The following is a 13,176-nucleotide window of genomic DNA, read 5'->3' as shown; positions in this document are numbered from 1 at the left end:
TCGCCGACGGTGGGCAGTTCAGCTCTCGACCGACCGGCCGGTCGCGGCGGTGAAGCCGGCGCGGTAGCCGAAGACCATCGCGGGTCCCAGCGTTCCGCCGGCACCGCCGTAGGCCTTGCCGGTTGCACCGGCCATCGCGTTACCGGCAGCAAAAAGACCGGTGATCGCGGTCCCCGAAACGTGCAGCACCCGGCCGTCCGCATCGGTGCGGGGGCCGCCCTTCGTGCCCATTGCCCCGACCGACACCGGGACCGCGTAATACGGCGCCGTGTCGATCGGACCGAGCGTCTTGCCGGCGGTGCTGGCGGCGTTGGCGTCACCCCAGTAGCCGTCGTAGGCGCTCGATCCGCGCCCGAAGTCCGGATCATGCTCAGCCGCGACATGGGCGTTCCACGCCTCCAGCGTGCGGGCCAGCCCGTCGGAGTCGATGCCGGTCTTCTCGCCGAGCTCGTCGAGATCGCTTGACTGGCAGAACCATTCCGGCACCGGACCGTCGGGATCGACGCCAAGGAAGCCGTAGTGCTTCAGGTGCAGCGAGTCGAAGACGATCCACGCCGGGTCGTTGGCGTAGCCCAATCTGGGGTCAAGGTAGTGGAAGGGGCCGGCCATCGAGTTGTATTCGCCGGCCTCATTGACAAAACGCCGGCCGGCCCTATTGACGATGATGCTGCGGGGGCGGGTGCGTTCCAACCGGACACTGCGACTGCGTGGGTGCCCGGCGAAGGTGTCGCCGGGGATCTGCACGATCGGTACCCACCAGGCCTCGCCCATGTTCGCCAGGTCGGCACCGTGGGCCATCGCCATCCGCAGGCCATCGCCGGTGTTGTTCGGCGGTGACACCGCGCCGCGCATCGGGCCTCGCAGGTATGCCTCGACCAGCCGTGCATCCCACTCGAAGCCACCGGTGCCGAGGATCACCGCGCGCCGTGCCCGCACACGAATTTCCCTGCCGTCCTTGTCGATCCGTACCCCGGTGATCCCGAGAGCATCGGCGACGAGGTCTACTGCGCGGGCTTCGGTGTGCGGGGTCACCCCGGCAGTACGGACAGCGTGCAGCAGCCCCGCAATCAGCGAGGTGCCGGCGACGCAGTAATCACCGGAATCGTCGTCGACGGAGGCGTGGATCCGGGCGCGGGTCTCGGCGTCGATCCCGACATTGCTGAAATCGGCGGGGAACGAGGTGATCCGGTCCCGCCACTCGCCGAGCTTCGTCAGGTCGAACGGCTTGGTGTTCAGAGACCGTCCCCCGGTTGGCCGTCCACCGGGCAGTTCGGGCTTGTAGTCGGGAAAGCCCTCGGCAACCTCGAACTGAAGCTCGCTGTGGGCTTCGACAAAGTCCAGCATCGGCGCGCCAGTGCGCACGAACGTCGCCACCAGGTGGTCGTCCATGACACCGAGCGACTGCGCGTGCAGATAGGCCATCGCGTCTTCGACGCTCAATTCGCCGTCGGCGCAACGGTTGTGCGCCGGGATCCACACGATACCGCCCGATACCGCGCTGGTGCCGCCCACCGTGGCTGCCTTCTCGTAAACCTCTACCGACGCCCCGTGCACCACGGCGGTGAGCGCGGCGGTCAAGCCCGCGGCCCCGCTGCCGAGCACGACGACATCGACCTCGTGGTCCCAGTCGGTCACCGGTGTCTCCTTCCTGACGGGGCGGTGGTCAAGACAGCACCGCCGACAACTCGGCGGCGGCCCGGATCACCGCATCTCGGCCATGTTCGACGACGTCCTCGCGGTGTGAGATCAGGTTGATGCAGGTGGGCGGAGACGGCGGCCGGCGGCGCACCGGAACGGCCAATCCATAGGTATTGGGTTCGATCTCGCCGTGGGTGATCACCCATCCCTGCTGGCGGGCCTGTCCGACCAGGTCTCGCTCCGCTGGGCGGGGCGGCATGCTCGCCAGCAGCGCGATCCCGGCTGCACCGCGGTCCAGCGGGTAGCGGCTGCCCTCGTGGAACGAGAGTTGGTAGTAGACGTTGGACGGCACCATGACCGCGACGGCGACCTGCTGGTCACCTTCGGCCACCAGCAGCGACACTGTCGTGCCCAACTCGTCGGCCAGGCCGCGCAACGTGGGCACGCAGAGTTGCCGGATGTTGTTGTCGAAGGACGCACCCAGCACCGCCAGCGCCGCCGCCGACCGGTAACGGCCGTCCTCGCCCTTGGCGACGAAGCGAAACTGCGCCAGCGTGCTGAGCAATCGGTACGCGATCGTGCGATGGACGCCGATGTCGTCGGCCACCTGGGCGACGGTCAGCCCGGTGGGGGAGCTCGCGACCAATTGCAGCGCACTCAGTCCGCGAGCCAACGTCTGCGATCCGGGCACTGCGGTGCCGGCGGGAACCGATTCGGCGGGCGGTCGAGTCATGCGGACCTTCCTTGACAGAAACCTGTCACGAGAGTGATGCTCTAACTATAGTGCACATGTACGTGCGATAAATGAGCAGAACGCTTACAAAGTACGAGAATTCAATTCTCGCCGTCAAGGGTTCTCGTCGGAAGGTGGAGTGCGGTGACGGAGTTCGAGAGTGTCTGGAGCGACCTGCAGGGCGTCGCGTTCTCCCAGGGCTATCTCGACGCCGGTGGCGTGCGCACGCGCTATCTGCACGCCGGCGACACCGCCAAACCGGCGCTGGTTTTCCTGCACGGCTCCGGCGGGCACGCCGAGGCCTACGTGCGCAACCTGGAAGCCCACGCCGAGCATTTCTCCACCTGGTCGATCGACATGCTTGGCCACGGCTACACCGACAAGCCCGGCCATCCGCTCGAGATCCCGCACTATATCGACCATCTCGTCGCTGTTCTGGACGCCATCGGCACCGACCACGCGCACATCAGCGGGGAATCGCTGGGCGGTTGGGTGGCTGCACGGATGGCGATCGACCACCCCGGCCGAGTCGATCGCTTGGTGCTCAACACCGCCGGTGGTTCCCAAGCCGACCCCGACGTGATGCAGCGCATCATCACACTGTCGATGGCAGCCGCGGAGAACCCGACGTGGGAGACCGTGCAGGCGCGCATCAAGTGGTTGATGGCCGACAAGACCAAGGATTACGACGACGTCGTGGCCAGCCGGCAGCGGGTGTACCGGCAGCCCGGGTTCGCCGAAGCGATGCGCAACATCATGGCCCTGCAGGATCCAGCGATCCGGGCGCGAAACCTTCTCGGCCCTAACGAGTACGGCTCGATTACTGCGCCGACTCTAGTGGTCTGGACCAGTGACGATCCCACCGCCGACGTCGATGAGGGACGCCGTATCGCCTCCATGATCCCTGGTGCCCGGTTCGAGGTGATGCCGGGCTGCGGTCACTGGCCCCAGTACGAGGACGCCAAGACCTTCGACCGGCTGCACCTGGACTTTCTGTTGGGGCGCGCATGAAGCCCACCACACAACACCCCGACGTCGACGTCCTCATCGTCGGTGCCGGACCGTCTGGTCTGACGTTGGCGAACATTCTTGGGCTGCACGGGGTCCGCACCCTGGTTGTCGACGAGCGCGACACTCTCATCGATTACCCGCGCGGGGTAGGTCTGGATGACGAGGCGCTGCGCACGTTCCAGTCGATCGGCCTCGTCGACCGGGTACTGCCGCACACCGTGCCCAACCAGATCCTGCGGTTCTTCGATGCCGACCGCAGACTCTTGGCCGAAATGGCTCCGCCGGACGCACGATTCGGCTGGCCCAAACGCAACGGTTTCGTCCAGCCGATGGTCGACGCCGAGTTGTTCGCCGGTCTCGACCGCTTCGAGTGCGTCGAGGTGCGGTTCGCGCACCAGATGCAGAACTGCACCGACGACGGCGAAAGCGTCACCGTCGAATTCGCCGGTGGCCAGCCGCCGGTCACCGCGCGCTACGTGGTCGGCTGCGACGGCGGTCGCAGCGCCACCCGGCGGCTGATGGGGGTGTCGTTCGACGGCACCACCTCATCGACACGATGGCTGGTCGTCGACTGCGCCAACGACCCACTCGGCCATCCCAACAGTGAGGTGGGCGCCGACCCCCGCCGCCCATATGTGTCGATCGCGATCGCCCATGGCATCCGACGCTTCGAGTTCCTGATCCACCCCCACGAGACCGACGAGCAGGCCGATGACCCCGCATTCGTCCGACAGATGCTGGCTCGATTGGTCCCCTACCCAGATCGGGTCGACATGATCCGGCATCGGGTCTACACCCATCACTCGCGCATCGCCGGGTCTTTCCGGCAGGGCCGGCTGTTGTTGGCCGGCGACGCCGCCCACCTGATGCCGGTGTGGCAGGGCCAGGGCTACAACAGTGGCATCAGGGATGCGGCCAACCTCGGGTGGAAGCTCGCGGTGGTGGTCACCGGGCAGGCGCACGACGCGTTGCTCGACAGCTACGACGTCGAGCGTCGTAAGCACGCGCGGGCGATGATCGATTTGTCCACGATGGTCGGTCGGGTCATCTCACCGACGAATCGCCGCATCGCGGCGCTGCGTGACCGTGTGATCCACGCGGCCTCGGCGGTGCCCACGCTGAAGCGCTACGTGCTGGAGATGCGGTTCAAGCCGATGCCCCGTTATCTGCAGGGCGCGGTGCATCATCAGCGGCCGCCCGGTGCGGACTCACCGACCGGCACGTTGTTCATCCAGCCGCGGGTGGACACCCGCGACCGGCGGGACGTCCTGCTCGACGACGTGGCCGGCAGCGGGTTCGCGGTGCTGTGCTGGAGCAACAATTTGCGGGCGGTGCTCGGGGACAGCGCATTCGCGCGCTGGAAGGCCTTGGGTGCCAGATTCATCGAGGCTCGCCCGATGACCCAGCTGCACTGGCCGGGACACGACGATACCGACGTTGTCGTGATCGGCGACCGCACCGGCGCATTGAAGAAATGGTTCGACGGCTACACCGATTCGGTGCTGTTCCTGCGCCCGGACCGCTGCATCGCCGGCGCCTGCATCGCCCAGCGCGCTCCTGAGGTGTCGCAGGCCTTGTTCGGCGTTCTGCATCTCACCGAGGAAGGAGGCCCGCATTCTGATGAAAAGCCAGATCGCGCTGTGCGCCATGTCGCACAGCCCTCTGCTCAACCTTCCGGGTCCGTCGGCCGAACTCCTTGACGACATCGAATCGGCGATCGGTGTAGCCCGTGATGTCGTGGCGGCGTTCGACCCTGAACTGGTGGTGATTTTCTCGCCGGACCACTACAACGGCTTCTTCTACCGCGCTATGCCGCCATTTTGCATCGGCACCGCGGCACGTGGTGTCGGGGACTACGGGACCTATTCCGGGCCGCTGAATGTTCCCGCCGACCTGGCCACCGACTGTGCCCGTGCGGTACTGGATGCCGATGTCGACGTGGCCATCTCGGCAGAGATGGACGTCGACCACGGCACCGTCCAGCCGCTGCAGAAGTTGTTCGGAGATGCCACCGCCAAGCCGGTCGTGCCCGTATTCGTCAACTCGGTCGCCACCCCGCTGGGCCCGATGCGACGGGTCCGTGCGCTCGGCGCCGCCGTGGGTGGGTATCTGGCCACCCTCGGCAAGCGCGTTCTGGTGATCGGCTCGGGCGGGTTGTCCCATGATCCGCCGGTACCCACACTGGCCACTGCTCCGCCCGCGGCCCTGGATCGGATCGTGCGCGGCGTGCCGATGACCGCCGAGCAGCGCCAGAGTCGCCAGAGCGCGGTGATGGAAGCGGCCCGGCAGTTCGCCGCCGGCGAGGGCTCGCTGGCGCCGCTGAACCCGGAATGGGACAAGTCGTTCCTGGATCTCGTCGACACCGGCAGGCTGTCTGAGGTCGATGGCTGGGACAACACCTGGATCGCCCGACAGGCGGGCAACTCCGCCCACGAGGTCCGGACGTGGGTCGCGGCCTTCGCCGCGATGAGCGCACAAGGGCCCTACCAGACCAGCAGTCGCTACTATCGCGCTGCTCCCGACCTGATCGCGGGATTCGCGGTCCGAACGGCGGTGTCCGCAACATGAATTCGCCAGTCACACAGCCCTTCGATCACGTCACCGACGTGCTGGTGATCGGATCCGGAGGCGGTGGCATGACCGCGGCGTTGGCTGCACGGAACTCGGGCCTTCAGACGCTGGTGGTCGAGAAGGCGGACCGCTTCGGCGGATCCACCGCGTTGTCCGGGGGCGGCATCTGGGTGCCCGGCGCGCCGTCGCAGCGCCGCGAAGGGCACGTCCCCGACCCCGACGACGTGTTCGTCTACCTCAAGCACATCACCGGTGGTCTGGTCAGCGATGCCAGGCTGCGTGCCTACGTCGAGACCGCACCAGTGATGATGGAGTTCCTCGAGAACCTCAGCTCCTGGCTGGAATTCGTCTGGAAGCCCGGCTATGCCGACTACTACCCGGAACTGCCCGGCGGTTCGGCGTTGGGCAGCACCATCAACGTCCCGGAGATCGACCTGCGCGTCCTAGGCGACGAGGAAGAGAATCTGCTGGCCCCGCTGGCTCTGGCCCCCAAGGGGATCTGGTTCGCTCCCAAGGATTTGCGGTTGTTCTACCAGGTCCGACAGTCGTGGCGCGGCAAGGCGGTGCTGCTGAAGTTGATCTGGCGAATGGTCAGGGCGCGGGTGTTCGGCGACCGGATGGCCGCGATCGGACAATCGCTGGCGGCGCGGCTGCGGTTGGCAATGACCCAGCAGGACATCCCGTTGTGGCTCAAGGCTCCGATGACGGAACTGATCACCGATGTCGACGGCGCTGTGATCGGCGCGGTGGTGGAGCGCGACGGGGTGGCGCAACGCATCGCGGCGCGCCGAGGCGTGATCCTGGCCAGCGGCGGGTTCGACCACGACATGGCGTGGCGCACCCAGCACCTGCCTGAACTGAGCAGAGTCACCGACCTGGCCGGTGCGGACACGGACTGGAGTTTCGGCAACCCGGTGGCCACCGGCGACGGGATACGCGCGGGGGAGAAGGTCGGTGGCGCCACCGAGTTGCTCGACGAAGCCTGGTGGTTCCCGGCGATCTGCTGGCCGGATGGTCGTCTGCAGTTCATGCTCAACGAACGCATGATGCCGTCACAGTTCGTGGTCAATGGCGAGGGCAAGCGTTTTATCAACGAGGCCGCCCCGTACATGGACTTCGCCCACGCGATGATCGACGGCGAGCGTGCCGGTGTCACCCACATCCCGTGCTGGCTGATTACCGACATCCGATCGTTTCACCGCTACGTCGTCGCCGGACACCTGCCGCTGCCGAAGATCCCGTTTGCCCCGGTGCCGACGGGCTGGAAGATCCCCTCGGCGTGGCTGGACTCCGGTGTGGTGCACGAAGGGCACACCTGGGAGGAACTCGCCGCCAAGATCGGGGTGCCGCCGGCCCAGTTGCGGGCGACCGCAGAGCGGTTCAACGATCTCGCGCGGCGCGGTCATGACGATGACTTCGGCCGCGGCGACAGTGCCTACGACAACTACTACGGCGATCCGACCTTGCCCAACCCGAATCTGCACCCCCTCGGCAAACCGCCGTACTACGCCTTCCAGATCATCCTCGGCGACCTCGGGACGTCGGGCGGCTTGCGCACCGACGAACACGCCCGGGTGCTGCGGTCCGACGAGACCCCGATCCGCGGACTGTACGCCGTCGGCAATGCCTCGGCGGCGGTGATGGGCCGCAGCTATGCCGGCGCCGGAGCCACGATCGGGCCGGCGATGACGTTCGGCTACATCGCCGCACAGCACATCGCGGCTACCGAGCCAGACCACAGACCACCGTCCGTCATCGACAGCCCTGAATCTTCAAGGAGGTAACCGAAAGTGAAGATATCCCTGTTCTACGAATTCCCGCTGCCGCGGCCCTGGACCGAGGACGACGAGCACCAGCTGTTTCAGCACGGGCTCGACGAGGTCGAACTCGCCGACAAAGCCGGGTTCTCCACGGTGTGGCTCACCGAGCACCACTTCCTCGAGGAGTACTGCCACTCCACGGCGCCGGAGATGTTCCTGGCCGCGGCCAGCCAGCGCACCGAGAACATCCGGCTCGGTTTCGGCGTCATGCATCTACCGCCGCCGATCAACCATCCGGCACGTATCGCCGAGCGTGTCGCGACGCTGGACCACCTGTCCAACGGACGTGTCGAGTTCGGCACCGGTGAGGGCTCCTCAGTCGCCGAGCTCGGCGGGTTCAACATCGATCCGGCCGACAAGCGCACGATGTGGGAAGAGGCGCTGGAAGTCTCGATCCGCTGCATGACGGAGGCACCGTTCAGCGGATTCAAAGGTGAGCATGTCGAGATGGCGGCCCGAAACGTCATCCCCAAGCCGCTTCAGAACCCGCACCCGCCGGTGTGGGTGGCCTGCACCCGCCCGTCGTCGGTACAGATGGCGGCCCAGAAGGCCATCGGTGCTCTGAGTTTCGCCTACACCGGCCCCGAAGCGCTGAGGGACCGGGTGAACGGGTACTACAAGGAGTTCGAGGAGCAGGGTGCACCGGTCACTCCGGCCATCAACCCCAACATCCTGGCGATCGGCGGCGACCTGTCGATGATGGTCGCCAAGACCGACGAGGAAGCCCTACAGCGGCTCGGTATCGGCGGCGGGTTCTTCTCGTTCGGCATCATGCACTACTACATCAACGGTATGCATACCCCCGGGCGCACAGGCGTGTGGGAGTTGTACGAGAACGCCGTGAAGGAGGACCCGACGCTGGCCTACGGCCCGGGCCGCGGCGCCATCGGCTCGCCGGACACGGTGCGGGAGTTCCTGCGCGGCTACGAGGCCAGCGGTGTCGACGAGATCATCCTGCTGCTCAACCCGCGCAGCCATGAAGGCACCATGGAATCGTTGGAGATCATGGGCAAGGAGATCCTGCCCGAGTTCATCGAGCGCGACGAGAAGGCGGTCAAGGACAAGGCCAAGCGTCTCGAGCCGGTGATCGAGAAAGTGGAGTCGCGGCGCCGGCCGTCTGATGCACCGCTGTTCGACGAGACCTACGCGTTCGGCGGGCTGCCGACCGGCCGGGGCGGCAAGTTCACCGCCGGCGAGATCCCCGAGGCGATGGCCGAGATCAATGAGGGCCGCGTCAAGGCCGCCGAACAGGAGAAGCAGGCCAAGGCAGTCAAGGAGGCCTCGGGCTAACGTGGACGCGCTCGATGAGCTGGTCCGCTACGACGGCAGGCACGCGGTCGTCACCGGGTGTGCGTCGGGCATCGGCGCCGCGGTAGCCCATCAACTCGCCCAACTGGGTGCACGGGTGACGGGTCTGGACCGGCGAGCGCCGGAAAACGGCACCAGGGCAGATGATTTCGTCTCCGTTGATCTGGCCGATCCGATGTCGGTGGATGCAGCGGTCGCCGCGATCGACGGTGAGGTCGACGCACTGTTTAACGTCGCCGGGGTGTCTTCGGGGATCGGGGATCCGCTGCTGGTCATGCGGATCAACTTCCTGGGAATGCGGCAGTTCACCGAGAGCCTGATCGACCGTATGCCGCCGGGATCGGCCATCACCAACGTGTCCTCGTTGGCCGCTTCGGGGTACCGCGACCACGCGCGCACCACCGCCGGTCTTCTCGACACCGGCTCGGTGGAGGAGGGACTGCAATGGTGTGCGGACCACCCCGGCGCGTTGGCCGACGGCGGCTACCGGCAGTCCAAAGAGGCGATCATCCTCTACGGGATACGCCGCGCCGCTGCCTTGGGTGCCCAAGGCATCCGGATCAACTGCACAGCGCCGGGGGTCACCGAGACCCCGATCCTCGATCAGCTGCGGTCGCGCTACGGCCAGCAGTATCTCGATTCGTTCACCGCGCCGCTGGGCCGGGTGTCGACCGCCGAGGAGCAGGCCGCGATGCTGGTGTTCCTCGGCGGGCGCGCGGCCGGCTATATCACCGGTCAGGTGGTGTGGACCGATGGTGGCATCTCAGCAGAGCGGTTCGCCCTCTCCCTCGGTGAACCCGAAGTGACACAGAGGAGTTGACGTGGCCGGCAGCATGAGCGATTTTCGGCGGACGGCGGACCGGGTCCGTAACTGGGGGCGGTGGGGAGACGACGACGAACTGGGCACACTGAACCTCATCACCGCGCAGAAGGTCGCCGAAGCGGCTGCGACGGTGAGGAAGGGCAAGGTCATCTCGCTGGGCGGGGACTTCGGCTCCGGCGGACCCCAGGGCGCGTTCAAGTTCCGGCAGAACCCCGTCCACACGATGACCGTCGACGGCGGCGACGCGGCCACCCTGGTGAAGTACGGTCCGCAGTGGCTGCGCAACGCCGTGGCGGCCGACGTCAGCGCGTTCTTCGCCGAGAACCCGTTCCGCTTCAACGACGACATGATCGTGATGCCGCTGCAGGCCGCGACGCAATGGGACGCGCTCTCGCACGTGTACTACGAGGACAAGCTCTACAACGGCTTCCCGGCGGATTCGGTGACCAGCTTCGGCGCCTTCCACCTCGGCATCGAGAAGGTCGACGCCAAGGGAATCACCTCACGCGGGGTGCTCCTCGATGTGGTGGCCCACCGCGGCGCCGAGGTGTTCTGCGAGCCCGGAACGACCATCACGCCCGACGAACTCGACGAGATCGTCGCCCGACAGGGCGTCGAGATCCGCTCGGGTGACATCGTGGTCGTGCACACCGGGTGGTGGACCCGCTTCCTGTCGACCGGGGAAGGCGGCGAGCCCGGCGCCGGTCTGGACTGGACGTGCGCGGCGTGGCTGCACGACCACGACGTCGCCGCCGTGGCTGCCGACAACCTGATGGTCGAAGACCCGAATCCCGCCAACGGCGTCGACGGTACCTTCCTGCCGATGCACATGTTGTGTCTGCGCGACATGGGGTTGATGCTCGGCGAATACTGGGATCTCGGACCGCTGGCTGCGGACTGTGCGGCCGACGGCGTCTACGAATTTCAGCTCGTCGCACCGCCGTTGAAGGTTGTCGGTGCGGTCGGAGCGCCTGTCAGTCCCATTGCGATCAAGTGAGGGTGTCCGTGACCGAAAGCAACCAACCCTTCATCGTCGGCCTCGGCGGCACGCTGCGTGCCAATTCGTCGACCGAGCGGGCGTTGCGTTATTGCCTGGACGCCGTGCAACGGCTCGGCGGACGGACCCGGCTGTTCAGCGCCGAGGACCTCGACCTGCCGATGTACGCGCCCCATGAGCTCGAGCGCACCCCGCGCGCGCTCGAACTGGTCAAGACGCTGCGCGACGCTGACGCGGTCGTGGTCGGATCACCGGGCTACCACGGCGCGGTGTCGGGTCTGGTCAAGAACGCGCTGGACTACATCGAGGACCTTCGCGAAGACCCGCGGGTGTACCTGGACAACACACCGTGGGGCTGCATCAGCTGCGCCTACGGCTGGCAGGCCGCCGTCGGCACGCTGACCCAGCTGCGCAGCATCGGCCACGCGCTGCGTGCTTGGCCGACTCCGCTGGGCGTGGCGATCAACTCGGCCGACCCGATCTGGGACCCCTCTGGCGAGCTGGCCGACACCGAACAGGGCAAAGCCGTGGCCAACCAGTTGGAGCTGCTGGCAAGCCAACTGCTGGCATTCGCGCAGACCGCGCGGGGCTCCGCGTGAGCGCCCAGCGCAGCGTATCGGTGGACGGTTTGTCCACCAGCTATCTGGAGGCCGGTAGCGGGGACTCGGTGGTGCTGCTCCATGGTGGGGAGTTCGGCGCCAGCGCGCAGATCGGTTGGGAACACACGATCGATGTGCTGGCCCGGCGCTACCACGTGCTCGCGCCGGACATGCTCGGTTTCGGCGGGTCGGCCAAGGTCGTCGACTTCACCGACGGGCGCGGCCTGCGCATCCGTCACATCGCCCGCTTCTGCGACGTGTTGGGAGTGGACAACGCGCATTTCGTCGGCAACTCGATGGGTGCGATCAACCTGCTCGTCGACGCCACCTCCGAGAATCCCCTGCTGCCGGCCCGCAGTCTGGTGGCGATCTGCGGTGGCGGCGAGATCCAGCGCAACGAGCACGTCAGCGCGCTCTACGACTATGACGCCACTGTCGAGGGCATGCGCAAGATCGTCGCCGCGTTGTTCGCCGACCCGTCCTATCCGGCCGACGAGGACTACGTGCAGCGACGCTACGAGTCCAGCGTCGCCCCCGGTGCTTGGGAGTCGTTGGCGGCAGCGCGGTTCCGCCGTCCCGGCCTGGAGCCGCCGGCCAGCCCCAGCAGTGCCCGGGCCTATCACCGCATCAGCGTGCCCACCTTGATCGTCGAGGGTGGCGCCGACAAGCTGCTCCCGCCCGGATGGGCCGCCGAGATCGCCGGGCAGATCACCGGCGCCAGTTCGGCCGTCGTCTCCGCGGCCGGTCACTGTCCACAGATCGAGCAGCCCGAGGCACTCAACGCGCTGTTGTTGAACTTTTTCGAAGGGATCGAACGATGACGGGAACGGCGGGCGCAGAACTGTCGGGGAAAACCGCGATCGTCACCGGTGGTGCGTCCGGCATCGGACGCGGCATCGCCGCGCGGTTCGCGGCCGAAGGCGCCGGGGTGCTGATCGCCGACGTCCGTGACGACCTCGGCCGGGCCCTGGCCGACGAGCTCAACGCCGCGGGGGGCCGCACGGTATACCGGCACACCGATGTCGGTGAGCAAGCCGAGGTTGGTGCGCTGGTGGACGCTGCGGTCGCAGAGTTCGGTGGTCTGCACGTCATGGTCAACAACGCCGGGATTTCCAGCCCGTTGAAGAAGGGCCTGTTCCACGAAGACCTCGAGGAGTTCGACCGGGTCATGCGGGTCAACCTGCTCGGTGTGATGGCCGGCACGCGCGACGCGGCCCGACACATGGCCGATCAGGGAGGTGGGTCGATCATCAACCTCGGCTCGATCGGCGGCATCCAGGCCGGCGGGGGGGTGTCGAGTTACCGGGCGTCCAAGGCGGCGATCATCCATTTCTCCAAGTGTGCCGCGATCGAGCTCGCACACTACGAGGTGCGGGTGAATTGCATTGCGCCCGGCAACATTCCGACTCCGATTCTCGCATCCTCGGCCACCGACGAGGACCGGGCACGGCTGGAGAAGTTCGAGACCAGAATTCGACAGCAGATGCGCGACGACCGTCCGCTCAAACGCGAGGGTACTGCCGAGGACGTCGCCGAAGCGGCACTGTACTTCGCCACCGACCGGTCGCGATACGTGACCGGCACCGTACTTCCGGTCGACGGCGGCACGGTTGCCGGCAAGGTGATCGCTCGCAAATCGGTCTCGGACGGGGGTTCGTGAACTGTTAAATCAGTCG

Annotated in this window: 12 protein-coding genes; 10 read left to right on the top strand and 2 right to left on the bottom strand. The window is 66.8% G+C overall.

What is annotated here, in order from left to right; all coding sequences use genetic code 11:
* Positions 1–18: 18 nt before the first annotated feature.
* Together KXD98_RS17970 and KXD98_RS17965 are read right to left on the bottom strand one after the other, a co-directional pair.
* Complete coding sequence (locus KXD98_RS17970; protein WP_260759709.1) at positions 19–1,635, bottom strand: FAD-dependent oxidoreductase; 1,617 nt, start codon at positions 1,633–1,635, stop codon at positions 19–21.
* A gap of 28 nt (positions 1,636–1,663) precedes the next feature.
* Entirely contained in the window at positions 1,664–2,371 is a 708-nt protein-coding gene (locus tag KXD98_RS17965; RefSeq protein ID WP_260759708.1) for an IclR family transcriptional regulator, read from the bottom strand.
* A 144-nt stretch (positions 2,372–2,515) separates the two neighbouring features.
* Here KXD98_RS17965 and KXD98_RS17960 point away from each other — a divergent pair, with 144 nt between their 5' ends.
* The 10 genes from KXD98_RS17960 to KXD98_RS17915 are packed head-to-tail and all read left to right on the top strand — an operon-like array spanning position 2,516 to position 13,160.
* Positions 2,516–3,382: an alpha/beta fold hydrolase gene (locus KXD98_RS17960; RefSeq protein WP_260759707.1), complete on the top strand. Its 867-nt coding sequence runs from the start codon at positions 2,516–2,518 to the stop codon at positions 3,380–3,382.
* On the top strand, positions 3,379–5,082 hold the full coding sequence (locus KXD98_RS17955; RefSeq protein WP_260759706.1) for a bifunctional 3-(3-hydroxy-phenyl)propionate/3-hydroxycinnamic acid hydroxylase: 1,704 nt from the start codon (positions 3,379–3,381) through the stop codon (positions 5,080–5,082). The genes KXD98_RS17960 and KXD98_RS17955 overlap by 4 nt, the downstream gene beginning before the upstream one ends.
* Positions 5,030–5,950, top strand: a complete 921-nt coding sequence (locus KXD98_RS17950; protein WP_260759705.1) for a 3-carboxyethylcatechol 2,3-dioxygenase — start codon at positions 5,030–5,032, stop codon at positions 5,948–5,950. The genes KXD98_RS17955 and KXD98_RS17950 overlap by 53 nt, the downstream gene beginning before the upstream one ends.
* The gene (locus KXD98_RS17945; protein ID WP_260759704.1) at positions 5,947–7,737 is read left to right on the top strand and encodes an FAD-binding protein; all 1,791 of its coding nucleotides are present in this window, start codon (positions 5,947–5,949) and stop codon (positions 7,735–7,737) included. The genes KXD98_RS17950 and KXD98_RS17945 overlap by 4 nt, the downstream gene beginning before the upstream one ends.
* Positions 7,738–7,743: 6 nt before the next feature.
* Positions 7,744–9,063: an LLM class flavin-dependent oxidoreductase gene (locus tag KXD98_RS17940; protein WP_260759703.1), complete on the top strand. Its 1,320-nt coding sequence runs from the start codon at positions 7,744–7,746 to the stop codon at positions 9,061–9,063.
* Position 9,064: 1 nt separating this feature from the next.
* On the top strand, positions 9,065–9,901 hold the full coding sequence (locus tag KXD98_RS17935; RefSeq protein WP_260759702.1) for a coniferyl-alcohol dehydrogenase: 837 nt from the start codon (positions 9,065–9,067) through the stop codon (positions 9,899–9,901).
* A gap of 1 nt (position 9,902) precedes the next feature.
* Complete coding sequence (locus tag KXD98_RS17930) at positions 9,903–10,901, top strand: cyclase family protein (protein ID WP_260759701.1); 999 nt, start codon at positions 9,903–9,905, stop codon at positions 10,899–10,901.
* An 8-nt stretch (positions 10,902–10,909) separates the two neighbouring features.
* On the top strand, positions 10,910–11,500 hold the full coding sequence (locus tag KXD98_RS17925) for an NADPH-dependent FMN reductase (protein ID WP_260759700.1): 591 nt from the start codon (positions 10,910–10,912) through the stop codon (positions 11,498–11,500).
* Complete coding sequence (locus KXD98_RS17920) at positions 11,497–12,321, top strand: alpha/beta fold hydrolase (RefSeq protein WP_260759699.1); 825 nt, start codon at positions 11,497–11,499, stop codon at positions 12,319–12,321. Before KXD98_RS17925 ends, KXD98_RS17920 begins: the two co-directional genes overlap by 4 nt.
* Positions 12,318–13,160: an SDR family NAD(P)-dependent oxidoreductase gene (locus tag KXD98_RS17915; protein WP_260759698.1), complete on the top strand. Its 843-nt coding sequence runs from the start codon at positions 12,318–12,320 to the stop codon at positions 13,158–13,160. The genes KXD98_RS17920 and KXD98_RS17915 overlap by 4 nt, the downstream gene beginning before the upstream one ends.
* Positions 13,161–13,176: the final 16 nt, after the last annotated feature.

Origin of the sequence: Mycobacterium sp. SMC-4 (genome assembly GCF_025263265.1) — a bacterium.
Lineage (GTDB): Bacteria > Actinomycetota > Actinomycetes > Mycobacteriales > Mycobacteriaceae > Mycobacterium.
This window is presented reverse-complemented; position numbering and strand designations above follow the sequence as displayed.